Genomic DNA, 22630 nt, shown 5'->3' with positions numbered 1-22630 from the left:
CATCCCGGAGCGTCGTCAGTCTGAGCTGCGGCAACACGATAGTAGGGTCTTGACGTATGGGATACCTGCCACCGACCACGATTGCAGACGCACTGCGGCGCATCCAGAAGGGCGACCTGATCCTGCCCGCGATCCAGCGCGAGTACGTCTGGAAACCCTCGCAGGTTATCGGCCTGTTCGACTCGATCATGCGCGGCTACCCGATCGGCAGTTTCTTGTCATGGAAGGTTGATCCCGAGACGGTCAAGAAGTTCCGTTTCTACGGGTTCCTCAAGGACTACAACCAGTTCAACGCACGCCACAACCCGATGCTCGACATCGCGCCCGGCCAGGCGGTGACCGCGATGCTCGATGGCCAGCAACGATTGACCTCGCTGAACATCGGCCTTCGCGGCACCTATGCCTACAAGAACAAGCGCGCTTGGGGCAACAACCCCGAAAACTATCCCGAGCGCAAGCTTTACCTGAATGTGCTCGGCGAGGCTGAACAGAACGAAGCCGGCCTGCGCTACGACTTCCGCTTCCTCACTGGCGGCCAGCTCGCTGCGGTGGCCCCGGAGGAATCGCGCTACTGGTTCCCCGTGCACCGCGTTTACGAAACCGATGACCTTGGCGACCTGTGGGACCTCGCAGGAGACGCAGGGCTTGCCAACGATCGGGCGGCACGCAACATGCTCAGCCAGTTGTGGAAGGCGATTCACAGTGCCCCCGGAGTCCACTTCTACGAAGAGACCGAGCAGGATGTAGAGCGGGTACTGGACATTTTCATCCGTGTAAACTCCGCTGGATCCGTGCTCTCATACAGCGACCTGCTGCTGTCGATCGCTACCGCGCAGTGGAAGGAGCGCGACGCCCGATACGCGATCCACGGACTAGTAGATGCACTCAACTCCACCGGCCAGGGATTCGGTTTCACCCAGGATGTCGTGCTGAAGTCCGGGCTCGTGCTCGCCGGCATCAGCGACATCGGCTTCAAGGTCAAGAACTTCACCGCCGAAAACATGGCCATCCTCGACCGCGACTGGGACGCGATTAGCGACTCGCTCAAGGTCGCCGCCGGCCTACTCAGCGACTTCGGCCTATCGAATGTCACACTCAGCGCAGGCAGTGTGCTCATCCCAATCGCCTACTACGTCCACCGACGAGGTCTTACCCAGAAGTATCGGGAGTCGGTCGCCCACACCGCCGACCGTGAAGTGCTGCGCTCGTGGACGCTGCGATCGCTCATCGTTCAAGGCGTGTGGGGGTCCGGCCTCGATTCACTGCTACGCGACCTGCGCCAAGCGGTCAACGACCATGGTGCGAACGGATTCCCGATCGCCGAAATCGAGAGACGGATGGCTGCACGGGGCAAGTCTCTGGCAATCACCCCCGAGCAGATCGAGGACATCCTAAACCTTAACTATGGTGCGCCACGCACCTTTGCGGTAATGGCGGCGCTGTTCCCGCATGTCAACACGCGCAATATCCACCACGTCGACCATGTGTTCCCGCAAGCCTTGCTGTCCCGATCGAAGCTGAAACAGGCGGGTCTCGATCGTGACACCGCTGACGACCTACAGGCCAAGCGGGATCAACTCCCCAACCTCCAATTGCTCGAAGGCGTGGAGAACATTTCAAAGTCCGACACGCCTCCGGGAGTGTGGGCGTCCACGGTCTATAAGACGCCGAGTGCCTACCAGGCATACCTTGACCGCAACGATCTCCCATGGCTGCCCACCGAAGTGACCGAGTTCGATGACTTCTTCGCCCAGCGTCGTGCGGCCCTCGGACGGCGGATCGCCGAGGCCCTCGGCGGGATCTCCGCGGCGACTACCAATGTTGTGGATGCGCATATTCACACCAGTGAGTCAGCTCCCCGCACGAGCATCGAGGACGAACTGGCCGAATCCGCTTACGCTGAATAGCGGATGATCCTACGCTGCGAGACGAACGGTCAGCGTGGCCTCGAGGCCGGGGGCTTAGGATGCCTCCATCGAAGGAGCACCTCAGAAAGGCTGCTTGGAATGGGTTTCGATTCAAGAATAGGCATGGTGAACAACAACTATGACTGTGAAGGAACCGTGGAGACGTTGCGCGGACAGCGGGTCCTTTTCACCGGGAAGACTTTCTACCGTGGAGAACACCGGTCACGAAAACAACTGGAAAAAGACATCTCAATGAAGGGCGGCTTTCCCCAGCCAGGAACCCGTAACGTCAGCTCCACCCTGCTCGTCCTCGGTGGACTTCACCCAGATGTAGTCATCGACGGGAAGAACGGGCGCAGTCAGACTCTCGTATTTATTGACGAACAAGCTGCGCGGGGCAATCACATATGCATCATTGACGATGCTGGCTTCGAAGCACTCCTGAACGATCGCGCGGCACCGTGCATCCAGCACCGACGTTCAATACCATCTGGCGCCTAGGGGTTGGGGCTGCCCGCCTCTAGTTGGCCTTTCGGAGACTACCGGGCTTCGGGTAATTATTAGCCACCACCGCTGCTCTACATCGGCATTGCCTGGAAAGAGCCGCCACGTAACGGTACACGGCCGAGCACGCAGACGCTTTGGCACCGGATCCGATACCACTACCGCGGCAACGCCGAGGGCTCCACACTACGGCTGACGCTGGGCTGCCACCTGGCAGGGCATCTAGGCAGCGAGCACATGATCTCATATTCATAACCGATGCTGACCCTTTCCCTAGGTCATTTTGCAACCGCAAACGCAACGCCCCTCACTCATCCGCCGTATAATCTGCCAGCTATTAGGCGATTTCTCCTTGTGTGTCGATGTCGCGTAGGTCGATGGTTCCCCTTGTCAGATATTCAATCGCGGCGCGGAGGAAGTCCACCGAGTCATTGAAGTAACCAAGGGCGGCGTTACAGTCTGCGTGTAGCAGTCCGCGTACGCATTGCCCGCAGGTGTAGGTTTCGTCGCAGCAACCGTGGTCGTGGTCAACGCATAGTCGAACGCCCTCCAGCGGTGGCTTCTGGCAAATGGCGCACACGCCACCTTGCATGGCGAGCAATGCTTCATACTGTTCCACCGTGAGCCCGTACTTGTTTAGCAGTAGGCGGTCCGCCTCACATTGCCTACAATGGCCTTTCAGCTCATCCGGAGCCGATTTCGAGCTGCCAAAAGCGCTCTCGGGCAACCATCTCTTGCAGCGGGTACATTGCTTGTTGCCCTTATCGTCCCGTGCCGCTCGATTGAGCTTGAGCCATGGCTCCGGCAGCGGAACCATTTCGTTCTTCTGCCTCAGCTGGCTAGCGTGGGCAATACACAACAGCATGGGAGTGCTTTGATAGGCGGGACGGCCGCACTCGTTACCCTCCACTTTGCTGGGGCCGGCGCAGATCTTACCCTCGGTCTGGGACGGCCGGTGTATGCGCAGCGGGACCAGTTTCTTCATTCGCTTCCACTGCTGGTAATGGCCACTGCACATCGGCTGCGGCGTGGCCACATGAGCAGCGCGACCGCAGTCCCCTGTGTCGGTATAATTCGGTCCTACGCACGCACGGTACTCAATCATGGCCGTATGCTAGCGTCCGACCCCGACAAAATCGTTAGGACTAAGCCATGGCGATCACATCATTCGCCGGGTACGCGTGAAGTCCACTTAAGATCCCGTGCCGGCATCCGGACCAGGCTCGTGAGCGGCTAGCCATGAGGTATACATCGCTAAGTAGTTATAGGGGCAAAAGCATCGCTCCGCGGATCATTCCATGGGCCTAAAGCGTCCCCATCTAGTAACAGGACCAATAAAGAGCCCCGCAATATTAACAGGGCTCTTTATTTGTCTCTCCCTATTGGGACTGCCAACGGTTACGGCCGTCGGAGGCTGGAGCACAAACCATCGGCTTGCCGGTCGAGCTCACGCCCGTTCCGCCGCTACAGAATGCCCCGGGGTGGACGACTGCGGGCGCCTGCTCGGCTGCTTGTTCGGCTGCGGCTTGCTCGGCCGCTGCCTGCTCGGCTGCCGCTTCCTCGGCCGCTGCCTTTTCCTCAGCGGCCTTTTCCTTCGCCGCCTTTTCGGCTGCTGCCTTCTTAGCGGCGGCTTTCTCGGCTGCCGCTTTCTTGGCGGCGGCCTTTTCAGCTGCCGCCTTCTCCGCCGCCCGGTCAGCGAGCAACGTGTCAGAAGTCGCCTTATCTAGCCAAACAAGCTTGTCGGCGCGGTTTACAGTACAGACAAACACCTCGTCCTGAAACTGCCTGGTCGCATCCTCATCCGTGCAGGCGGTGAGAGCGGGGCTCGTCTCGGTGGCCGTCGGCGTCGGCGTTGCGACATCGGCAAGAGCCCCAACGTTCTTGGCATCGGCCGTCGCCGTTGTCGAGGGACCCGCGATCCCGCCACCGATCATGGCAACGATCAAGCCGCCTGCACCCGCGAGACCAGCCACTTTACGACTCGGAAAGCCAGCCCAGGACCTCCGCTTGAAGATGAAGCCGTAGAGCCCCGTGAACAGAGCGAAGACGCCGAGCATCATCAGGATTCCGGCAAAGCCGCTGGTAGCCGCCGACGAAATCAACAGCAGAATAAGGACAGCGGCCATGATCCAAAACGAGACAGTCGGGCGCCACCGCCCGGTAATTTGAGCACGGCGAGCCCCCGTGTATTTCATAATGCCCCCAAAAACAAATGCGAGTTGACGCGCTTGCGCCGGGGCTAGGCTAGCACGCGGCAATTATCGGCCGGCGTCCGCATCGCTGTCGTCGGCGAGCCGCTTCCGATCCTGGACTCTGACGCAACCTTCACCCCCCACAAACGGTGCCCCGATCTTCACTTGAGACCGGGGCACCTTGTGGTTTGACCTAAAACCTGCCCGCCGCCTCGGCAATGGCCTTGGGTTCCGATGCAAGCACTGTTTGATCACCCTTGCGCCAGTAAACCTGGCCGTCATAGAACCACAGCGACTTCTGTGGGGGAAGATCACTGTCAATCTCGACCGAGGACTGCCACCACGCGTCGAGCCGGAATTAAACCAGTCCAGCGGCCTGCGCGTCCGCCTTCTACCTAGGAGGTGCTATTCCCCGATTACGCATCTTGACACGATGCCTAGGCAACCACAAACAGGAATGTGTATTTTACGCTGCGGTTGCCTGCCGGCACTGCAGCCCGACCACGTCGCGCAGTGGGATCTTGAGCTCGAAGATCTCCTCCACGGTGACAACCCGCTCGCACCTGCCGATACTGGCGGCCAGACAGATAAGCCCATACTTCGCTCGGTGCCGCCGGCTATGGCATGCTTACGGCAAACAGGGGTATGGAAGAACCTAGGGGGTCTACCAATGAGCGACAATATAGAAGTGGGGCCGTGGGAAGGCGCATGGGGAATCCAAGCGGAGAACCTCCAAGATCTCTGGCGCCTGATTGGTGTCGCCGCCTTTGAGACCAGCCTGTCGAATCGTGTTGTTTGGAGGGGCCTTCCGGACTCTTCCTTCGAAGTTAACTCAAGTCTGGTCCGGCAGTTGCATCAAGAGATGGGCCGTGGTGATGACAGGTTCCCCAGTCTGACGGAGGAGTATCTTCGACAGCGCGAGCTCGAAATCCTGTATGCGGCACGTGAGTGGGCTATCGGGCTTTCCGAATATGGCAGCGTCACGGATTTACACCTGCTGGCGATGTTGCAACACCACGGTGCCCCAACGCGGTTGGTTGACGTTACATACAACCCCCTGACGGCATTGTGGTTCGCGTGTTCGGACGAAACCAAGGAAGACGTGGCCGGTGTCTTGGTCGCGTTGGTGGTGCCGGATGAGGTGGTTGTTACGGCCCCTCAAGTTCCCAACCCGTTTTCTGACACGCAGGCCGTTCCTGGTGCGCCGACGCTGATTTCCGCTCTAACCAGAGCGGGCGATCTCGGCGGATGCGTCTTAGTCGAACCACGACCCCAAGACGAGCGCATGAAAGCCCAAGAAGGGCTTTTCCTCACGGGCATATACCCGAATGAACAGCAAGACGGTCCTGTCGTGGGGCTGCCATGGGACCCCAGCGCCACACGCCTACTGAAACGTTTACGAGGTGAACCAACACCGAAAAGCGTCGAAGACTTCACCGGCTGGCGCGGCCTATCGGTCGCAGGGATAGTCATAAGCCCCGAGCTAAAGAGGGATCTCAGCCATTTCCTGCACAGCAAGTTCAACCGATCTCACCGGACCATGTACCCGGATATGGCCGGATTCGTGAAGTTCCTTAAAACCAATGACGCCGGGTTCGACCTTTTCGACAGGGGAATATATCTCCAAGAAAATTCAGGGAGCATGCCGACCTATTGGGCAAACCCTTCCAACGAATCGAATAACGAATAGGGCCGCTTTCGTCAGCGCTGGTGCAGCATGTTCTCGGCGCTTCCCGCCGATAGCGGTTGATGGAAACCGACTACGAAACACTACGAAACGCGGAGCTCACGTTCAGAATCTCATTAAGTGCGGTGACATGTCCTCTTCTGATACGGGTCGGTACTGAACTGACGAGCGGTTGTTCGTCTCTGCTCGTAATACCTCAGAACAAATGAGGCCTGCTCGCACAGGCCGACCTATTGTTGGTTCATGACGGTCAAGGAACTTCAAGAGTTAGTCAAGCAGTTCGCTGCTGACAGGGACTGGGAACAATTTCATACTCCCCGCAACCTGATCCTCGCGCTGTGCGGCGAAGCCGGTGAACTGGCGGAACTCTTGCAGTGGACAAGTGACGCGGACGTTGAAGCTTGGCTGGCGGAGCCATCGAACAGGCAGAAGCTCCGGCACGAACTCGCCGACGTGTTCTCCTACCTCCTGCGGATCAGCGACGTCTGCGGCGTCGACCTCGAGGAGGCGCTTGTCGAGAAGATCGAGCTTAACCAAAGCCGCTACCCGATTTCCTTGGCGAAGGGTTCAGCGCGCAAATACACAGAGCTCGCGGATCCGGAGCCGCATGGCCAGATTACCGGGGGAAACTGACATGTCGAACATCATTCTGCAGCCGTGTGCCAACAAGGCGGCCCAGGAACACTACACATCGACCATGCTGTCTCCGGTTCCGCTATCGCTTGTGCACTCTCATGTGTCGCTGCCGGACCAAGCGGCACTGACGACGTTCTCGGACAACGGAGGGATACGCCTCTGGGGAGCGAAACCCGGAGAGGACGGACGCAACGCAGCGCGGTGGAAACGCGTCGCCCCAGGCGACTACCTCCTCTTCGTTCACGGCGGCAGCAGGGTGTCCGTGGCAGAAGTCAGCCACACGTTCCGCAGTCAAGCCTTGGCACGCTCCCTCTGGGGTGAGACCAAGACCGCGAACGGTAAGGTGCAGACGTGGGAATACATGTTCGCGCTGCTGGAACCGAGGGATTTCACCCTGCCCACCATTACGCTCAATGAGCTGATCGGGCGCAAACGCAACGCTGCCGTGCAGGAATTCGTAGTCCTAGGCCTCGAGCCAAGCGCCTCGGTCGTGGAGTTCCTCGACCTGCCCGACAGTCCCGCGGCTGGCGACGAAGGAGAAACCCGACCGGGAGTTCGATGACTTGGACGAGGAAGCAACCGTCCTCAGGCGCAAGGAACAAGCCTACTTGCGCAACTACGTCCTCCCCGGCAACGCTGGCATTTGCGCCCTGTGCGAGCGAATCATGCCCATCGAGTTCCTTGTCGCCGCACACATCAAGCGCCGGTCTGCATGCTCGGACACTGAAAAACAGGACTTCGAGAACATAGCAATGCCCAACTGTAAGCTCGGCTGTGATGAGCTCTTTGGTCGGGGCTTCATATGCCTGAATGCAGAAGGAACCGTAGAGGTCAGTTCCCTTGCCCCTGACGTCGGAGCCGTGGCTGTGTACATCAATAATCACCTGCGTGGACGGAAGCCGGAATTCTGGAAAGAACATCCGGCATCCCACCGCTACTTTGAACATCACCGCCTCAAAGACTTCGTAAATTGACAGGACGGCTTAGATAGTTTAAACCGCCACACCGGAGAACGAGTAGCTACAAAGATTAGTATTTGTAAAGAATTGCGCGCTAGTGACGCTGTAAGCCGTGACAATCCCCTTCACTTCCCAGCAGTCAGGGCGATATCTAGTTCTCTGCGTCTTGAGCCTCTCTTAATTGCTTGATAGACAGTCCCTGTCGGTTCTTCCATTCATCAAGGCCATTTGCACTACGGCCAAGCATAACAGCGGCGGCGGTCGAGGCAGAACTGAACAAATAAGGTTCAGTAAGCTCCCACGTGTCAGAATCACGAGGCCGAAAGATTCCCCCATTCAGGAGTTTCTCCCTGGTCGATACAATGTGCGCAGGAGTTGTCTGGGTGGGTACGGATCGAGTGGTGCCTGATAGAACCAGAATCCCGCCGCCTTCCTGCTCCTTGCCTGTGGCCGTTTCATGTCCGAAGGCCCGCAGGTACAGAGTGTCCTCGATAATAGTCGCTTCATCGGCGCCTGGTTCACTCGATGCAGCTTGCGTGGATTTGATGATCTCTTCCGACAGGCCGATCTTGAAGGCGGTTTCTGCTGCGGTCAGAAAGTCTGAGGGACTAAGCATGATTAGATCAGCATTGCATTCATTCTTAGCCTCAAGGAGGAGTTCAAAGCGGGGAGCTCGATGGCCACTATTTTCTTCCGAGGTTTCGACCTTCCGCCACCAGTCATCCTTCTTCTCGGCCGTGACGAGCACGATTTTCAATCTGCCCTTGGACCTCAATGTCTTTGCATGATCGAGCACCTGTCGCCATAGCAGGAAGTCGCCATACTGCTTGTCGGTGCCCTTCTCGGCATCAATGTATCCGGGCGGTATTTGGTTATCGAAACGGGACTTGGCGGTCTCGATCTGCTCCCTGTATTCGTCGTCCGGATAGGGAGATCCTATCTTTCCGGCAAGGATGCGTTCAAGCTCGTTGACTACTTCGTCATTGTTCGGATTGACGGAGAAGCGAACTTTGCGGCTATCAATGAAATCATCTATTTCCACAATGATTTTCTGGACCGCGCTGATCGCCTCTTCGAGTATCGCTGCGTCCAAATCACCGTGGCCTCGGCTGGAGGACCACTTGTGGTACTCATCCTCAATGGTTCTTTGAGCACTGATGATCTTATTTCGAGCCTGGTTGGCAGTGATGGGATGAACCGCCGTGCGAGCACGGTTTCGCCAAAACTCAACCATCGCCTGATGAGGGACCCATAGCCGGGGTCCTAACGCTTCGAAGGCTTTCATCCAGACCTTTGACGCGCCGTCGTCCATCTTGTAGAGGTTCAGGAGCACATTGGCATCCAATGCGACAAAGCCCTCCGTGAGGGCAGCGGTTTTCACGGTGTCGTCCGGTAGCAGGTACTCCTCAAAGCCATGGAAAATACTGGTCATTTGCTGATTACTCCCTTGATCTGTTGTGTACAGGAGCACGCGTACACCTGCGCGCGTCTGCCGACATGAGAGTATCTAGTGAACACTTAAACGGTTAACCGGAGTCTGACTCGGGCACCGGGCAGTGCCAGCCAGAAAGGTAGCATGGGGAATTCCGTCAGGTTTCTTGATTCGAATCCAGATCAGGCGCTCGGAGGTGTACTCCTGCTGAGGCTTGAGCGCGCTCATGGTGGTCCTGCTCGACACGTGCTTTCCAAGACGTGGATGCCTGGCCCGTTGCCGGTGGAGACGCCATCGAGAAGTGATCTCAAAGACCGGCTCACAAGTCGATCGACAACTGCTGACGCCAGGCTGACTGCCGTAGACGGCGGTGCCGGAGAACTCCTTTACGCTTCAGGACTCGGCGTGCAGGAAGACGCTGGAATCCTGACGGGACGGCACCACGTGGCGGAACGCCTCGGCGAACTGGGTTCGCTATCGTTCTTTGCCTGCGAATTCCTCAGTCAGCCACCGATCATCGTCAGCTCATCTCCTGAATCCGCTATCTTGGCTGTTCATTTCACTGGCGGTCGCCCGAAAGAAGGTATGGCACCGGAGGCTCACTACCTTGACAATGCGGATGATCTGCGCGCGCTGCGTTTTTGGAATCCTGAGTTGCCGGATGGGCACACTGCAGAATGGAGCCATTTCCTATCGATCCTCTCCCGAGTGATCCCGGCTGGGTGGAGCCTTACTTCCGTGCGGTCGCGTGTGATTACATTGACTCATGCGCCCGAACTTCTGGCTAACACTAATCAGTCACTAGAATCCGACCATCTTCAATATCTACTCGTTGCAGGTATCTCTCCAGGCAGGCTTGATGTTACTAGCGAACGTCTCGACGAACTAAGGGTGACTCCACGAAAGATTGGCTGGCACGCGTTAGTGATGCGCGATGGTCTTTCGTTCAGTCTGCCACGGGATGATTCTCTGGAGTTCCTTCGCGTCTACTGCCATACGATTTTTCTAGATGTCCTCTTACTGGCACAAACACAGATGTCAGCGATCAGAGAGTTCGACGAAAATTTCCGCAAGCGCTCCATCGCAGATGCCGCTCAACTTTTGAGTCTGGAGATCAGTTACTTTAATTTTAAACGACTCATCTGGTTCGATTCAATGACGCGTTCAAAGCAGAAGCCGATGGATGTGATCTTGCAGAGGATGCAGGAGCAATCAAATATGCATTACGATGCACAGCGGTTTGCGGAGGACATCACAGAGGCATCACGTCTGGCTTCTTCGCTTCAGGCCCGGGCTGCCGCCACCCAAGCTGACAAAATTCAAGAATCCCAAGAGCGCATGAATAGCTTGGTCCAGGTATTGACAGCACTGCTGGCGCCTATTGGTCTCTGTTACACGGGAGCCGCTGTTCTATTCAATCCATCCGTTGAAGCGTTTGTCGTTACCACGTCGATCGGGGCAGCAACAACAGGTGTGCTTTTAGCCGCTTTGCAGATCCAGCGCCGGCGGCATCAAAAGCGCAATGGCTTATAAGGTAGTAACGACAGCATGCAGCGAGACATGTGCCGGATCAGCACGGCCTTGGTGTTGCTGACATCACGATCCCTAACAATCCTTTCACACCTAACGGCTTGCAATGCCTGCGACTGCAGAACTGTGCTTTGGCCTGCGGGGCTAACCCTGGCATAGGCGAATCGTGCCAGTCTTCCGCCTCGCATCTCAGTAAAGGTTTGTGTGGACGAATTTGAGACAGGTCTACATGAGACTGATTGTTGGGGCAAGGTGAATGCCGGAAATCAAGGTCTAGTTTTGGCGACGGTCGGGCAGCTGACCCATCCCCATAAAGGAACGTTTAGTGAGACAGCTAGAGTCGTAAGTATTGAGCGTGGGGCAACCAGCTAAATTCCTTGATGACCGTATAGTGCTGCGGTGAGGCGAAAGAGGGTTGATCCAGTACTGGTAGACAGGAAAACGGTATCTGTAGTTACTCTTGGCGACCTCGCACCTTCAACCACACCGCTTGGGGACCTGTCTGCGCGTGGTTGGCCAATTCGGTGGCAGACGCTGTTTTCAGGTTGACCCCGTCGACCCACCCGAGCTTCTCGTCCCACTCCTCGATGTAGGCGGCTAGGTTGCGGAGCAGTTCAGCACTCTCCTCGGCCCGGCCGACGATCCAATTGCACCGGTGGCACAGAAGCCTCCGAACGCACCTGCCGCAGCTCTTGTACGTCGGACAGCACTTGCGGTTGTGGTCAACCGACAGCCGCTTGCCGTTCGTCTCGGGCTGCTTGCAGCGCGCGCATACGCCGCCCTGCTCGGCCAACATTTCCTCGTAACGGTCAATGGTGATGCCGAACGTGCGCCGCAAGTGAAAATCCGCGGCACAGCGGCGGCAGTGCCACATCTTCGCGTCCTTGAAGTGCTTGCTATCCTGAAACTCCTCCTCGGGCAGCAGCCGCAGGCACATGCCGCACTCCTTCAAGCCGTCAACCCGGTAGAAGGTCGAACGCCTCTCCGGCCGCCGTACGACGCAGGGCTTTAGTGTCCCGTCGCCACTCCTCGATTGGGCGTCATGCGCACTGCACAGACCGTGTGCCTTTGCGGGGCGTCCACAGTCCGGGAACCGGCACGGCGTCTTGACGCCGGGCGGGTTGGTGTGTCGGATCGGCCTCAACTCCTCACCGGCCGCCTTCTGGTTGCGGTGGGAAACGCACAACCGTGACCTGCGGGTGTACACGTTCCGCCTGCACAGCTCCTCGCCGTCCGAGCCGGGGCCGACGCACGTAATGCCCTGCTCTGCCAGGTACTCCCCGAAGTGATACCGGCACAACCGCTCCGGGACCTTCACCGCCCTGCGGCCGCAAACGCCCTCGCCACTCCTGGCCAGCCTGATGCATGTCGTTTCCATGGCGCGCATGTTACGCGCCGGGTACGACAGGTCGCTATAGCCCTTGGGCCGCTGCGATCCCGCCTTCGCCTCCAGCTCGTCCATCTTGTCCAGGTTGAATCTGGAGAACGTGGGCAGGGGTCCGACTCGATCACCGACGATGTAGGGGTGCTGGTCTTTATTGAACTCCTGAAGTTTGTCCGAGTGCTGCTGTCAGGATCGCTTTGGAATAGCTGGATTCAGACATGGGTGGCCTGACCTCGATCAGACTGGAGACGGTTTATTGAATGGCTGCAGCACGGGCGGGCAGGGGGGACCCCTTGAAGGGGCGAGCCCCTACCCGCCCGTGCTTAGCGAGCAAGGCCGGCGACGGGTAATGAAGTCGATGAAACCCGTTCAGCCCTTGGAATGCAGCGCCGTAGGCAGATGGTTCTCCAGACCGAAGAACAGTTCAGCCATGCTCCGGTGCCTCCGGTCCGCGCCCCATTCCATCCCGGGATTGTCCTTGAGGATTGCGGCCCGGCGGTTGGTCAGCCGGGCATGTTCTGCCGGGGTGATTTCCTGCAGGTGGCCGGGCTTGATGCACAACGGATCTTCCTCGTCACGGCTGCAGATGTGGTCCAGCTGCATTTCCGGGCTCAGGTTGGGATTGACCAGCCGCATATACAGCCAGCGGTGGGCACGGTAGTTGCGCCCGTCCACGTAAAAGTGTCCGTATCCGTCAGCGTCCGGCGGGCCGGTCCAAACCCAGCATTCCCCGTCTGCCTCCACCTTCTCGGCAAAGCGGAGGATGGGATCAGGGCGCCGAGCTTCCGGCCCGTCCAAGCTGCCGTGACGTTCAAGCCGGGTCTTGTGCATGGAGCAGTAGCCGGCGGCGGTCTTGGTTGTGGCCAGCTTGCTGCATCCCTCTGCCTGGCAGGGGTTCGGCGCGGGCTGGGGCTTGGGCCGGCGGCCGATCTTCTCCGGGGTGCCGTTGCGGTGCACGCGGACGTGGTGATGGTTGCAGTAGCCCAATGCCTTGTGCGGTGCGGGGCATCCCTCCACCTTGCAGCCCTTCTGCCGGTAGGCGCCGATGGGAGCATGGAGCTTGTCTAGGTCGCCGGGATACTTCCGGCTTCGCTGGTAGTGGACGCAGCACATGCCGGCGGTGTCCGTGTGGCGGTTACAGTCTTCAATTTCGCAGGTCATGGGTTCCTCTCTGGAGTGTGGAGGCCTGCCGCGCATGAGGCGGCAGGCCTCCACCAATGGACGGTTAGACGGGCCGACGGCCGTTCAGGGCGCGGGGCTTTGTCAGCGTGGCCATGCTGGCGCCGGGATGTACGGCGGCGCGGTCATTGACCAAGGCGGCCTGTTTGGCGCGGCTGGCCTCCAGGGCCGCGCGCCGGGCCTCCAGCCCGGCGGCATTGGCAGCGTCGAATCACCGGCAGGCGGTGCGGTTGGTGGTCCGGTCAATGGCAGCCTACGGGGATGCCTCCCGGTAGTCCTGACCGTCAATGAACAATGCCCTGGTGAAGCTGGAGCCGTAGCCGGATTCGGTGACCAGCACGGAGACATTGGGAGTCAATCCCTTCTGTGCCTCCCGGACTTCTGCCATGCCTGCCGCGAGGGCGGCATTGTGCTTGAGGATGGCTTCCCCCAGCTTGGCGGCCGCGGCGTCGATGGTTGCCCGCGTCTCGGCCTCGAGCTCGGCCAGCTCGGCAGCGGTGAGCAGGTCGCCGCGGTCATCCTTCAAGGTCTCTGCCACAAGCTCCAGACATGCCGGACGTTCGGCACGTTCGGCGGCGGCGACGGCCTGCCGGAACGGCTCAATCACGGCGGCGAGGTCATCGGCCTTGCCCTTGGCGGTGACCAGCTGCCCGGCAACGGAGGCATCTCCGGCCGCAATGGCGGCCTTGAGGCGGTTAACCTCGGCCACGGAGGCTTGGGCGTCGTTGGTCTGGATCTGGAGGTTGTTCCTGGCGGCATCCAGATTGGCCATGGTGGCAGAACGCTTTGCCTGGGCAGCTTCCAATGGGGTCTTACTCATGTGGGTACTCCGTTCCTTGAGTCATTCAGGAGAACCGCGTCAGCGGTTCTCTGTTCTTTTGTTGATGTGCTGGAGACTTCCAGCCGGAGCCGCTGGCGCGGCTCCGCTATGTGCCCTTGATGTGTCGCCGGGGGTAGAGGCCTGAAAACCGCTGACAAGCGCCGCTGAGACTGCATCAGGTGTCGCTTCGCTCCCTGCTGCCGCAGCCTGGTTGCCTGTCTTTTTCCCTTTACTGGGGTGGATGGCTTATGGGATAACCCGTTTTTTGCCACGCCCTCAGAACGGCGGGTCGGCCTGGCCTTTGTCCGGCCAGGGCAGGGGCGCCACGTCGTCGGCCAGTTCGAACCTCCAGTGCGGCAAGGTCATTGCCTGTACCTTCGAGGTGTTCCAGCGCCGGCGGGAGTGGATCAGCCCCAGCCGCTCGGCTGCCTGCCAGTGCGCCGTGATGGTGTCCAGCTTCCGGCATCCCACCATGGCGGCGACGGTGGCCCGGTCTATGGTGGTGGTGCCGCAGTGGTCGGCGGTGCCGGCGGTGGCAATGATCGTCCGCTTGACCTTGGGCTTAAGGCCGGAGGCTTCCACGGCCACCAGGTATTCCCCGGCGTCGTACTGCTCCGCGGGATTCCAGTTGCCGGCCCGGTGCCTGGCTACCTTGAGCCAGTAACGGCCGGCATTCTGGAGCTCCCAGTCAGGCAGGGATGCCGCCGTCACCCTCCCGATTCCGGCAGGGCCAGCCGGTAGCCGGCGCCGTTGACCCATCCGGAGATGTAGCCGGCGGCGGTCAGAGCCTCCAGCGCGTCGAATACGGCTTGCCGCGGCGTGCCGATGTCGCGGGAGAGCTTGCGCCAGTTGGTGCGGGAGACCGGAGACAGGCCCGTAACGGCCTCGACCAGGGCCTCTGCGATCTTCCGGACGTTCTCGTCCATGCCGGGATCTGCGAGCGCGGCAGATGGCCATACGGCGCGCAGCGGATTCACCGGGCGCCGCCGCGCAGGGCCTTGAGCTTGCGCCCAGGATCGTTGACGGCGGCCTGTTCACGGGCCTTGGGCAGACGTTCCGCCGGATCTGTGGGGCGGAACCTGCGTTCCCTGGTCCCGTAGCCGGTCAGGAATCCGGCCCGGCGAAGCTCATGCGCGACGGCCATGATGCGGCCGCGGGTCCGCCATCCGGTGAACTGCTGCAAACCCGGCTGACCAAGGCGCATGTCCTGGCCAATCCCCTGCCATCCGTAGGTGAGATGGGCGGCAATAGTCTTTGCATCGTCGCTCAGGGCCGAGCGGGGTTCAATGGCGGCCAGCCAGTCAAGGGCTGTCCCTGCCGCCATCGTCAGCGCACCACGCGCTGCTGGCGCGCCCAGTTCTCAAGGTCGGCCAGCTTGTAGCGCACGGCGCCGAAGAACCGTGAGTAGGGCGGGCCGTCGTGGCGGTGCTGGGCCAGCGTCTTGGGTGCAAGGCCTAGGTACGCGGCAGCTTCGGCCCGGCTGAGGTAGATATTGCCGGTGATCTCCCGCGCGGTCACGGCGGTAACCGGCAGGTGGTCAGTATGTGAATCGAAAGAAGGCACGCTTCTCCTGCGCATCGTGCCGCGCATGGCGGCATGTCAATAAAGGATTGCGGCGTTGGCTACGCGCTGAGATGGAGCGCGCCAAGTGTGCCCGAGTGCCCGAGGGGTGCTCTTTGGACCGTGTTCATCTCGGTCGTTTCGGAGCCCTGATAAGCTCCGGCGGGTCACCACCCGCCTTCGTTCTCCATCCTACATCTACTGCAGCCTTCGATTCTGAATATCTTGAGGATGTATTACACACATGTCATTTATCACCCTCCGAATCCACAGGTACGGGCAAAACTTGCAGCACAATAAGGCCTGGATCTGCGCCGGAGGCGGTGAATTGTCCACAGATTGTGGATGAGATTTCCGCAAGAGGAGGAGCGCGTGTCGTCCTTTCCTCGGCGTGTCACGGTCATGTCCCGATCTTGCCCGGATGGAATCCGAACCAGCGGTCTTGGTGGTGACCATGGGGAAGGCAGGGCAGCGATAGCTGCCCTGAACCCACTGTTATTCTTGCAAGACAGTTGATCGTTGGGAGGGGAGCGCATGGGGGGTCTGGAAGAACAAGCATGGCAAATGGATTGCCAGCTATGTAGACACTGCAGGCAAACGCCATCAGCCGCAGTTCAAGACGAAGCGGGAGGCTGCCGCATACTTCGAGGAGGTCGAGGAGGCCAAGCGCAAAGGGCTTTATGTCGATCCGGCCAAGGCCAAGTCAATGACTGTAGGGATGGCCTGGGGGAAGTGGATCGAGCGCGTGGCAGCCAAGGGAGCGCGAGGTAACCGGCCCGCATCGCAGAAGACGCTGGAGGACTACGAGTTCAACTGGGAGCACTACGTCCGACCCCGATGGGAGTTTACGGCACTCGCCAACATTACCCGCGGGTTGGTCGAGGAGTGGCTCGACGGGCTCGCCACGCCGGCAGGCAAGCCAGCCAGCACCTACGGCAAGGACCGTGCCGCCAAGTATTTCACCCGTCTGCTGGACTATGCCGTAGTGGAGGGATGGGTTCCGATCAATCCAGCGCGTGACCGCGCCGGCGGTAAGATTGCCACTCCCGAAGTTGAAAGCTCGAAGACACAGGTCCGCCTTACACTGCCCCAGCTGGTGCGGCTCGCGGCATGCGCAGGGGAGTGGCAGACATTCGTCCTGTTCACCGGACTAACCGGCCTGCGATGGGGCGAGGTGTCGACCCTGCGCCGCAAGCACTTCGAGTTCGGAGACACCCCGTCCGTCGTGGTCGAGAAGGCCGTGGCCAAGACGCGGAAGCAGCGCGAGGTGCCGGTGCCCAAGTCCGTTGCCGCACTGGTGGAGGAGTCCTTCGGCGGCGCGGCCCCGGAGGCCCTGGCCTTCCCATCGCCGACCGGCCGTGTTCTTGACTCCAAGAACTTCGCCAACCGCCACTACCGCCCGGCGGGCAGGCTGGCGTCATCAGCCGTCAAGACGCTGCAGCATGCACTCCGGGTTACAGACAAGCAGAAGCGAGTCCAGGACGGCGACACGTTCAAGCTCGTGGCCGAGTTCGGCGGCAAGACGCTGGAAGCACTGCACCGTGCCCAGAAGTCTGCAGGGATCTCGGTAGTGGATCAGACGACGCCGGATCTCTGGCACGCCCTCGGCCTGGCTGAGTTGGAGCGGGTCGTGCTGGTGCCTGGCGACTCCGACTTCCTCGTGCCCACCTTCCACAACCTCCGGCATACCGCGGTGTCGCTGGCCATCAGCGCCGGGGCGAACATCAAGCTGGTCCAGCGGATCGCAGGCCATGCGTCGGCAACCATGACACTGGACGTGTACGGTGACCTGTTCGACGACGACCTGCACGACAGCGCGAAGCGGCTGAACGAGGCGCTGCAGGAAGTCGGAGGATTTGCGCTAGCAAGTAACTAGCAAGCTAGTCCCTCTACTACCCAGCAACGCTAAGGAAGTAATGCCTGTCTTGTAAACAGGGGGTCGCCGGTTCGAATCCGGCAGGGGGCTCTCATAAAAGCCTCTGTTAGAGCGGTTTTCCGGCTCGGCAGGGGCTTTTTCTGTGCCGTCAATAGTGCCATGTGTGCAACGTGTCAACGGGGCCTGTTTCCGGGGAAGCCGCCCACGTCTGGGATGCACTGCCGGCCATCGGACAGATTCCCAGAGCCATCGGAATACCGGAACCACAATCCCAGCAGTCGTCGCCCAACTGACGCACAGGGCAATGTGCAGATCCTGCTGGATGCAGGCGGCACGGGCATACACTGGTTCACAACCTTGATGCCGTTGCGTCTTGCGTGTTCAGCACGAGTCCTTGGCGGCCCGGGAGAGGACTGGATTCATGCATAAAAGCTGATGTCCCTCAGCCAGCGAACCGGACAAGTCCGCTGACCTGAAACGGCCGGTACTGACAGCACAGACTGAACCTATTCCCGAAGGACTACCCGCAATGAAGCGACATACCGCCATTCCGGCGATGGCTTTCGCCGCCGCTCTCGTCCTGGCTGGCTGCGGCGCTAATACCACATCCGAGAGCCCGGGATCCGCCCCTTCCGCCCCCGGGACCGCTGCCCAGACTGCTGCTGCCTCGGCCGAACACAGTCGTGCAGACACGATATTCCTGAGCCAGATGATTCCGCATCTTGAGCAGGCGGTGGAGGTCAGCGAGATCATGCTCGGCAAGAAGGACATCGATCCGCAGATCAAGCAGCTGGCTGAAGACATGAAGGCTTCCCGGACCCAGGAAATTGAACAAATGAAGGAATGGCTCCAAGCCTGGGGTGAACCGGGCACGATGTCCACCGGTGGGCCGTCCATGGACGCCAGGGATGGCGAAGCCGGTAACGAGGGAGAACGTGACGCCGGACAGCCTGGCGAGAACGACGAATCCGACCGAAGGGTGGAGATGAGCGAACAGCAGTTTCGCGAGCTCAGGTCGGCCCAGGGCATCGATGCCGAACGCCTGTTCCTGACGGGAATGGCCAGACACCATGAAGGCTCGATCGCCATGGCGGAGCAGGAAGCCAAGGACGGGTTGAACCCCGAGGTGATGGCTCTGGCGAAGAAGATCGCGGCGGAGCAGCGGGCGGAAGTGGACCAGATGAAGGAGCTCGTCGCTTCCCTCTGAGCCGCGCCGTGTCCCGGCTGCGGACGAGCCAGCAGCATGGACCATGGGCGCTTCAGGGCGGATTCATTGAAGCGCGGCAGGGCGGCACCGTCCTGCCGGGGCTGGGTCGCCATGGTGGCCCCGGACCTGGGCGTGCTCTGGATCGTCAGTTCCGCGACGGGCATCCGCCGGATGCTGGAACTGGAGGAATAGGGTATCCAGGTCCTGCAGGAGCCCCCGCCCGGGCATACAGACCCGCGGTGACATGCCTGCCTGCTGCCCGGCCACTTGGCGGCGGCAGGAACCGCGGGAACCACACCGATGTTCCCGGCGGGCCGGCCTCTTGCGCGGGCCCGCCGCCGGGTCCTTACTGGTAGGAGGAGCCCGAAGCGTCCGGTGAAGCATGTCCGGAAGCCGGCGAAGGTCCGGCTGCTCCGAGGGAACCGGCGCGGCCAGGCTCCAGCTCAGGAACGAGTGGAGGAGGAGCAATGTTCGCACGAGTGAGCACCTTCAGGACCGGCCCGGAAACACCGCCGTCGCCTCCGGAGGAGCAGGCCAGGAAGGTGCTGGAGATGCCTGGGTGCCGGGGACTGTATTTCCTCAAAGGGAAGGAGTCAGGCAAGTCCCTGGCCATTACGCTCTGGGATTCCGAGGAGGCCATGACCGCCAGCCGGCAGGCGGCCGACAAGCTCCGTGCCCAGCTGAGCAGCGACAGCAAAATGGAGATCGTGGGCGTGGAGGAATTCGAGGTGACCGCCAGCGACATCCCGGCCTGACCTGCGGCAAGCCGGTACGGCGACGATGCCTATTCCGGAATCGACTCGTACGTGGGCCCGGGGTTCTCGCCCTGCTTCCGGATGACATGCCGGACGCCGTGGAGCTTAGCGACCCGCTTTCCCAGCTCGATGGCCACGGCCCGGGAACCGCAGCTGGAGATGACCTTGTTTTGGCCCTTGATACGGTTCATCCAGTGGCCGTCTTCCCAGTAGGTTTCGATGGTGCCGGCGGGCATGGGGGACTCCTTCCCGCCTAGGAACGGATACCTGCCACGCTACCCACAAGCGGCGCCGGTGGGAAGCATATTCCCAAACTGGGCCGGTCAGGCATCGACTAGCCGGCTCAACGGGAGGACGATTAAAGGACAGCCAACCATAAGGAGGTCGGTGATGTGCTACTCATCGCACCGGGATTTCGGCTGGAGCGTCAGGAAGGACGCCGTCCGGAAGCCCGAACGGCAGCGTGAACCAGCGCCTGAGGAGCGTCCGGAGCCCCAGGTGCAGGCGGATGATGACAGGCTGTGGGCCTTCCTTGTCCAGGACAAGGACACGGCTCCGGAGGAGCGCATCCGCGAAAAGGTTTAGACGCAACCGGTCAGGAAGGCCCCGCCCCGGCGGGGCCTTCCGCTGTCCCGGGGAACCGTCCGGCTCCGGCGGCAGCTGCGGCTGTGACCAGCATCTCAGTTCCAAGCGGTTCAGAGCGGGAACCGGCGGCGATAAGGTACCGTTACCTATTCGTAATACTGCCCGATCTGAATGCGTGTGACCATGGCTCAAAACTCCGATACCGACGACAAGCCCAAAGACGACAAACCCAAAGACGACAAGCCAAAACCGCTCCTCGGACTCAGCGGTACCCAGACCATAGGCTCGGCCCTGGCCGCGGTAACCTCCGCCCTTGTGGGGTCCTTCCTCGGCGTCGCCGGAACGCTGATCGGTGCCGCCCTGGGGTCGGTCATTGCCACGGTGGGCGGGGCTATTTATGCCCGCACCCTCACCACGGCAACCACCATTGCGATGAAGAAGATCCCGGGGCGCCGGAGCCTGGCGGAGGCCAACGGCGGCATGCTGGGCGCCGCTGCCGCTGCCGCGGCTGCCACGGAGGCCGAACCCGCAGTGGCCCGTGAACGGCGGAAGCTGGCGCCGGGCACGTGGCTCAAGATCGGAGCCGTCAGCGCCGCAGCGTTCGTTCTGGCCATGGTGGGGATCACCGCCGTGGAATTCGGAACCAACAAGCCGATTTCCAACCTGGTGAGGGCGACGTCGACCAGCGACAGCGCCCCCGCGGAGCAGACCACGACGCTGGGCCAGTTCCTGGGCGGCACCGAGCCGGCCTCCCGGAATACGGAGCAGACGGAGGAGGAGGGCGAGCCGGCCGCGCCGGAGGAGCAGGGGACCGCGCCCGCCGAAGACAGCCTGGACGGCACCGGTACGGAAACCGGCGGCCCCACCGGTGAAGACCCCGGCCAGCCCGCGCCCGAAGAACCGGGGACGGGTGAAGCGGACACCACCGTGCCCGAAGAGCCGGCCCCCGGTACCGAACCGGCGGCCCCGGAAGAGCTCCCGGCCCCGGAGCCGGCCGAGCCGGAAGTGCCCGAGGACGGCACCGGCTCGGTCCCGGGCCAGTAGCCCGGACTGCCCGCGCCCGGCAGCGGCCGGCGCCCGCGAACCTTCGCGCGCGCCGGCCACTTTCGTCTGCCTGCCGGGATCAGGATTCGTCGATGCGCTTGAGCAGCTCGCCCAAAGCGTCCCGGATGTCGTCGTAGTTGTTCTGGCTCGCCCGGCTTTCCCCCGAAATCACCGCGCAGCGGTGAATCTTGTGCAGGTCGCTGAACGGGAACTTGTAGTGGGCCTTGCTCTCCTCCGGGTGCTCGTCGTCAACACCAAGGAACCACTGCGCATACTCTTTCGGCCCGTCCCGGTCCAGGGCCTTGCTCAGCTCCTGCGTGGACGGCGCATGCTCGCTCCAGTCGTCGCGGCTGTCGCGGACGACCTTTCCCTCGCGGATCAGGGCCTTGGCATGCTCGAAGCCCTTCTTGTTGAGTTGGACCGCCATGCCCGTGTCCTTCCGTTCCTGCAGGCCTGTCAGAGGATGGGTCGTCCGCCGGTCACTGCGACCCGGGCGCCGGAGATGTAGCTGCCATCATCCGAGGCGAGCAGGACATAGACCGGGGCCAGTTCGGCCGGCTGGCCGGCCCGGCCCAGCGGGGTGTCCTTGCCGAAGGACTCGACCTTTTCCGGCGGCATGGTGGAGGGGATGAGCGGGGTCCAGATGGGGCCGGGGGCAACGCTGTTGACCCTGATGCCCTTTTCGCCCAGGAGCTGGGCCAGGCTCGCGGAGAAGTTCGCGATGGCTGCCTTGGTGGCCGCGTACGGGGCCAGGGCCGGGCTGGGCATGTCCGAGTTCACCGAGGAACTGCCGATGATGGACGAACCCGGGGCCATGTGCGGCACGGCGGCCTTGGCCAGGTAGAACATCGCCGAAATGTTGACCTTGAAGGTGTATTCCCATTCATCGTCCGGGATCTCCTCCAGCGAGGTGCGGGTCATCTGGTACGCGGCGTTGCTGACGAGGATGTCGATCTTGCCGAACTCGCGCACCGCCGTGTCGATGACCTTCCGGCATTGCTCCGCCGTATCCAGGTCGCCGGACACCAGGACCGCCCGCTGCCCCGCTTCCTCGACCAGGCGGGCCGTGTCCCGGGCATCCTCGTCTTCGCTCAGGTAGGAAATGAGCACGTCGGCTCCTTCGCGGGCGAAGGCGATCGCGACCGCCCGGCCGATGCCGCTGTCGCCGCCGGTAATGACGGCCGCCCTGCCTTTGAGCTTGCCGGTGCCGCGGTAGCTGTCCTCGCCGCAGTCCGGCACCGGCGTCATGGCGGACTGGGTGCCGGGTACTTCCTGTTGCTGTGCAGGCTGGCTCATGGTGGGTCCTTTCGGGAAAAAGCAAGTAGGCTTACAAACTAACCGCGTCCGGGCCGGATGAGAAGAAGCGGAAAGGG

Annotated in this window: 27 protein-coding genes; 14 read left to right on the top strand and 13 right to left on the bottom strand. The window is 61.1% G+C overall.

Features of this window, described 5'->3' with window-relative positions:
* The first annotated feature begins 56 nt into the window (after window positions 1-56).
* The 3 genes from HGG74_RS17440 (at window position 57) to HGG74_RS22265 (ending at window position 2666) form a co-directional block, all read left to right on the top strand.
* Window positions 57-1907 (top strand): GmrSD restriction endonuclease domain-containing protein, encoded by a 1851-nt coding sequence (locus HGG74_RS17440; protein WP_168488426.1) that lies wholly within the window; start codon window positions 57-59, stop codon window positions 1905-1907.
* A 99-nt stretch (window positions 1908-2006) separates the two neighbouring features.
* Entirely contained in the window at window positions 2007-2408 is a 402-nt protein-coding gene (locus HGG74_RS17435; RefSeq protein WP_205762103.1) for a BRCT domain-containing protein, read from the top strand.
* A 72-nt stretch (window positions 2409-2480) separates the two neighbouring features.
* Window positions 2481-2666 (top strand): GIY-YIG nuclease family protein, encoded by a 186-nt coding sequence (locus tag HGG74_RS22265; protein ID WP_376766154.1) that lies wholly within the window; start codon window positions 2481-2483, stop codon window positions 2664-2666.
* Window positions 2667-2748: 82 nt separating this feature from the next.
* On the opposite strand, the gene HGG74_RS21240 is transcribed toward HGG74_RS22265, so the two are convergent.
* Both HGG74_RS21240 and HGG74_RS21235 read right to left on the bottom strand, forming a co-directional pair.
* Window positions 2749-3516 (bottom strand): endonuclease VII domain-containing protein, encoded by a 768-nt coding sequence (locus HGG74_RS21240; RefSeq protein ID WP_205762101.1) that lies wholly within the window; start codon window positions 3514-3516, stop codon window positions 2749-2751.
* A 274-nt stretch (window positions 3517-3790) separates the two neighbouring features.
* Window positions 3791-4537 (bottom strand): hypothetical protein, encoded by a 747-nt coding sequence (locus HGG74_RS21235; protein ID WP_205762099.1) that lies wholly within the window; start codon window positions 4535-4537, stop codon window positions 3791-3793.
* 736 nt (window positions 4538-5273) lie between these two features.
* On the opposite strand from HGG74_RS21235, the gene HGG74_RS17420 reads away from it, so the two are divergent.
* From HGG74_RS17420 to HGG74_RS17405, 4 genes are all read left to right on the top strand, one after another.
* Window positions 5274-6293, top strand: coding sequence for an FRG domain-containing protein (locus HGG74_RS17420; protein WP_168488422.1), 1020 nt, complete (start codon window positions 5274-5276; stop codon window positions 6291-6293).
* A gap of 240 nt (window positions 6294-6533) precedes the next feature.
* Window positions 6534-6923, top strand: coding sequence for a nucleotide pyrophosphohydrolase (locus HGG74_RS17415; RefSeq protein ID WP_168488421.1), 390 nt, complete (start codon window positions 6534-6536; stop codon window positions 6921-6923).
* Between the two features lies 1 nt (window position 6924).
* Window positions 6925-7488 (top strand): hypothetical protein, encoded by a 564-nt coding sequence (locus tag HGG74_RS17410; protein ID WP_168488419.1) that lies wholly within the window; start codon window positions 6925-6927, stop codon window positions 7486-7488.
* Between the two features lies 1 nt (window position 7489).
* Entirely contained in the window at window positions 7490-7900 is a 411-nt protein-coding gene (locus HGG74_RS17405) for a hypothetical protein (protein ID WP_168488417.1), read from the top strand.
* Window positions 7901-8036: 136 nt separating this feature from the next.
* Here HGG74_RS17405 and HGG74_RS17400 read toward each other — a convergent pair whose 3' ends face one another.
* Window positions 8037-9317, bottom strand: a complete 1281-nt coding sequence (locus HGG74_RS17400; protein WP_168488415.1) for a DUF4357 domain-containing protein — start codon at window positions 9315-9317, stop codon at window positions 8037-8039.
* Between the two features lie 144 nt (window positions 9318-9461).
* On the opposite strand from HGG74_RS17400, the gene HGG74_RS17395 reads away from it, so the two are divergent.
* A complete protein-coding gene (locus tag HGG74_RS17395; protein ID WP_168488413.1) occupies window positions 9462-10850 on the top strand; it encodes a hypothetical protein in 1389 nt (462 codons plus the stop codon).
* Between the two features lie 451 nt (window positions 10851-11301).
* Here the strand turns inward: HGG74_RS17395 and HGG74_RS17390 are convergent, their stop codons facing one another.
* From HGG74_RS17390 to HGG74_RS17360, 7 genes are all read right to left on the bottom strand, one after another.
* Window positions 11302-12309, bottom strand: a complete 1008-nt coding sequence (locus HGG74_RS17390; RefSeq protein ID WP_168488412.1) for an endonuclease domain-containing protein — start codon at window positions 12307-12309, stop codon at window positions 11302-11304.
* Between the two features lie 291 nt (window positions 12310-12600).
* Window positions 12601-13392, bottom strand: coding sequence for a hypothetical protein (locus HGG74_RS17385; protein WP_168488410.1), 792 nt, complete (start codon window positions 13390-13392; stop codon window positions 12601-12603).
* 271 nt (window positions 13393-13663) lie between these two features.
* Window positions 13664-14230, bottom strand: coding sequence for a hypothetical protein (locus tag HGG74_RS17380; protein ID WP_168488408.1), 567 nt, complete (start codon window positions 14228-14230; stop codon window positions 13664-13666).
* Between the two features lie 276 nt (window positions 14231-14506).
* The gene (locus HGG74_RS17375) at window positions 14507-14941 is read right to left on the bottom strand and encodes a hypothetical protein (protein ID WP_168488406.1); all 435 of its coding nucleotides are present in this window, start codon (window positions 14939-14941) and stop codon (window positions 14507-14509) included.
* Window positions 14938-15156 carry a hypothetical protein gene (locus HGG74_RS17370; protein ID WP_168488404.1) on the bottom strand — a complete coding sequence of 73 codons (219 nt, stop codon included), beginning with the start codon at window positions 15154-15156 and terminating at the stop codon, window positions 14938-14940. The genes HGG74_RS17375 and HGG74_RS17370 overlap by 4 nt, the downstream gene beginning before the upstream one ends.
* A 47-nt stretch (window positions 15157-15203) precedes the next feature.
* Window positions 15204-15554: a hypothetical protein gene (locus tag HGG74_RS17365; protein ID WP_168488402.1), complete on the bottom strand. Its 351-nt coding sequence runs from the start codon at window positions 15552-15554 to the stop codon at window positions 15204-15206.
* A gap of 2 nt (window positions 15555-15556) precedes the next feature.
* Window positions 15557-15793 carry a helix-turn-helix transcriptional regulator gene (locus HGG74_RS17360; protein ID WP_168488400.1) on the bottom strand — a complete coding sequence of 79 codons (237 nt, stop codon included), beginning with the start codon at window positions 15791-15793 and terminating at the stop codon, window positions 15557-15559.
* 703 nt (window positions 15794-16496) lie between these two features.
* On the opposite strand from HGG74_RS17360, the gene HGG74_RS21700 reads away from it, so the two are divergent.
* From HGG74_RS21700 to HGG74_RS17345, 4 genes are all read left to right on the top strand, one after another.
* On the top strand, window positions 16497-17666 hold the full coding sequence (locus HGG74_RS21700; RefSeq protein ID WP_246262993.1) for a tyrosine-type recombinase/integrase: 1170 nt from the start codon (window positions 16497-16499) through the stop codon (window positions 17664-17666).
* 529 nt (window positions 17667-18195) lie between these two features.
* Complete coding sequence (locus tag HGG74_RS17350) at window positions 18196-18873, top strand: DUF305 domain-containing protein (protein WP_168488398.1); 678 nt, start codon at window positions 18196-18198, stop codon at window positions 18871-18873.
* A gap of 66 nt (window positions 18874-18939) precedes the next feature.
* Complete coding sequence (locus tag HGG74_RS22025; RefSeq protein WP_281356167.1) at window positions 18940-19065, top strand: hypothetical protein; 126 nt, start codon at window positions 18940-18942, stop codon at window positions 19063-19065.
* 275 nt (window positions 19066-19340) lie between these two features.
* Complete coding sequence (locus HGG74_RS17345) at window positions 19341-19628, top strand: antibiotic biosynthesis monooxygenase (RefSeq protein ID WP_168488397.1); 288 nt, start codon at window positions 19341-19343, stop codon at window positions 19626-19628.
* A gap of 29 nt (window positions 19629-19657) precedes the next feature.
* On the opposite strand, the gene HGG74_RS17340 is transcribed toward HGG74_RS17345, so the two are convergent.
* A complete protein-coding gene (locus tag HGG74_RS17340) occupies window positions 19658-19864 on the bottom strand; it encodes a DUF2188 domain-containing protein (RefSeq protein WP_168488396.1) in 207 nt (68 codons plus the stop codon).
* 154 nt (window positions 19865-20018) lie between these two features.
* Here HGG74_RS17340 and HGG74_RS17335 point away from each other — a divergent pair, with 154 nt between their 5' ends.
* Both HGG74_RS17335 and HGG74_RS17330 read left to right on the top strand, forming a co-directional pair.
* On the top strand, window positions 20019-20213 hold the full coding sequence (locus HGG74_RS17335) for a hypothetical protein (RefSeq protein WP_168488394.1): 195 nt from the start codon (window positions 20019-20021) through the stop codon (window positions 20211-20213).
* A gap of 183 nt (window positions 20214-20396) precedes the next feature.
* On the top strand, window positions 20397-21257 hold the full coding sequence (locus HGG74_RS17330; protein ID WP_168488393.1) for a hypothetical protein: 861 nt from the start codon (window positions 20397-20399) through the stop codon (window positions 21255-21257).
* Between the two features lie 79 nt (window positions 21258-21336).
* Here HGG74_RS17330 and HGG74_RS17325 read toward each other — a convergent pair whose 3' ends face one another.
* Together HGG74_RS17325 and HGG74_RS17320 are read right to left on the bottom strand one after the other, a co-directional pair.
* Window positions 21337-21684, bottom strand: coding sequence for a hypothetical protein (locus HGG74_RS17325; RefSeq protein ID WP_168488392.1), 348 nt, complete (start codon window positions 21682-21684; stop codon window positions 21337-21339).
* A 29-nt stretch (window positions 21685-21713) separates the two neighbouring features.
* The gene (locus HGG74_RS17320; RefSeq protein ID WP_168488391.1) at window positions 21714-22553 is read right to left on the bottom strand and encodes an SDR family oxidoreductase; all 840 of its coding nucleotides are present in this window, start codon (window positions 22551-22553) and stop codon (window positions 21714-21716) included.
* Between the last annotated feature and the right edge of the window lie 77 nt (window positions 22554-22630).

Source organism: Arthrobacter mobilis, assembly GCF_012395835.1.
In the GTDB taxonomy this organism is placed as follows: domain Bacteria; phylum Actinomycetota; class Actinomycetes; order Actinomycetales; family Micrococcaceae; genus Crystallibacter; species Crystallibacter mobilis.
This window is presented reverse-complemented; position numbering and strand designations above follow the sequence as displayed.

Excerpts from the sequence above, each read along its gene's own strand:
- HGG74_RS17440 (WP_168488426.1), top strand. The coding sequence starts at position 57 with ATGGGATACCTGCCACCGACCACGATTGCAGACGCACTGCGGCGCATC.
- HGG74_RS17435 (WP_205762103.1), top strand. The coding sequence starts at position 2,007 with ATGGGTTTCGATTCAAGAATAGGCATGGTGAACAACAACTATGACTGT.
- HGG74_RS21240 (WP_205762101.1), bottom strand. The coding sequence starts at position 3,516 with ATGATTGAGTACCGTGCGTGCGTAGGACCGAATTATACCGACACAGGG.
- HGG74_RS21235 (WP_205762099.1), bottom strand. The coding sequence starts at position 4,537 with ATGGCCGCTGTCCTTATTCTGCTGTTGATTTCGTCGGCGGCTACCAGC.
- HGG74_RS17420 (WP_168488422.1), top strand. The coding sequence starts at position 5,274 with ATGAGCGACAATATAGAAGTGGGGCCGTGGGAAGGCGCATGGGGAATC.
- HGG74_RS17415 (WP_168488421.1), top strand. The coding sequence starts at position 6,534 with ATGACGGTCAAGGAACTTCAAGAGTTAGTCAAGCAGTTCGCTGCTGAC.
- HGG74_RS17410 (WP_168488419.1), top strand. The coding sequence starts at position 6,925 with ATGTCGAACATCATTCTGCAGCCGTGTGCCAACAAGGCGGCCCAGGAA.
- HGG74_RS17400 (WP_168488415.1), bottom strand. The coding sequence starts at position 9,317 with ATGACCAGTATTTTCCATGGCTTTGAGGAGTACCTGCTACCGGACGAC.
- HGG74_RS17395 (WP_168488413.1), top strand. The coding sequence starts at position 9,462 with ATGGGGAATTCCGTCAGGTTTCTTGATTCGAATCCAGATCAGGCGCTC.
- HGG74_RS17390 (WP_168488412.1), bottom strand. The coding sequence starts at position 12,309 with ATGGACGAGCTGGAGGCGAAGGCGGGATCGCAGCGGCCCAAGGGCTAT.
- HGG74_RS17385 (WP_168488410.1), bottom strand. The coding sequence starts at position 13,392 with ATGACCTGCGAAATTGAAGACTGTAACCGCCACACGGACACCGCCGGC.
- HGG74_RS17380 (WP_168488408.1), bottom strand. The coding sequence starts at position 14,230 with ATGAGTAAGACCCCATTGGAAGCTGCCCAGGCAAAGCGTTCTGCCACC.
- HGG74_RS17370 (WP_168488404.1), bottom strand. The coding sequence starts at position 15,156 with ATGGACGAGAACGTCCGGAAGATCGCAGAGGCCCTGGTCGAGGCCGTT.
- HGG74_RS17365 (WP_168488402.1), bottom strand. The coding sequence starts at position 15,554 with ATGGCGGCAGGGACAGCCCTTGACTGGCTGGCCGCCATTGAACCCCGC.
- HGG74_RS21700 (WP_246262993.1), top strand. The coding sequence starts at position 16,497 with ATGACTGTAGGGATGGCCTGGGGGAAGTGGATCGAGCGCGTGGCAGCC.
- HGG74_RS17350 (WP_168488398.1), top strand. The coding sequence starts at position 18,196 with ATGAAGCGACATACCGCCATTCCGGCGATGGCTTTCGCCGCCGCTCTC.
- HGG74_RS17345 (WP_168488397.1), top strand. The coding sequence starts at position 19,341 with ATGTTCGCACGAGTGAGCACCTTCAGGACCGGCCCGGAAACACCGCCG.
- HGG74_RS17340 (WP_168488396.1), bottom strand. The coding sequence starts at position 19,864 with ATGCCCGCCGGCACCATCGAAACCTACTGGGAAGACGGCCACTGGATG.
- HGG74_RS17335 (WP_168488394.1), top strand. The coding sequence starts at position 20,019 with ATGTGCTACTCATCGCACCGGGATTTCGGCTGGAGCGTCAGGAAGGAC.
- HGG74_RS17330 (WP_168488393.1), top strand. The coding sequence starts at position 20,397 with ATGGCTCAAAACTCCGATACCGACGACAAGCCCAAAGACGACAAACCC.
- HGG74_RS17325 (WP_168488392.1), bottom strand. The coding sequence starts at position 21,684 with ATGGCGGTCCAACTCAACAAGAAGGGCTTCGAGCATGCCAAGGCCCTG.
- HGG74_RS17320 (WP_168488391.1), bottom strand. The coding sequence starts at position 22,553 with ATGAGCCAGCCTGCACAGCAACAGGAAGTACCCGGCACCCAGTCCGCC.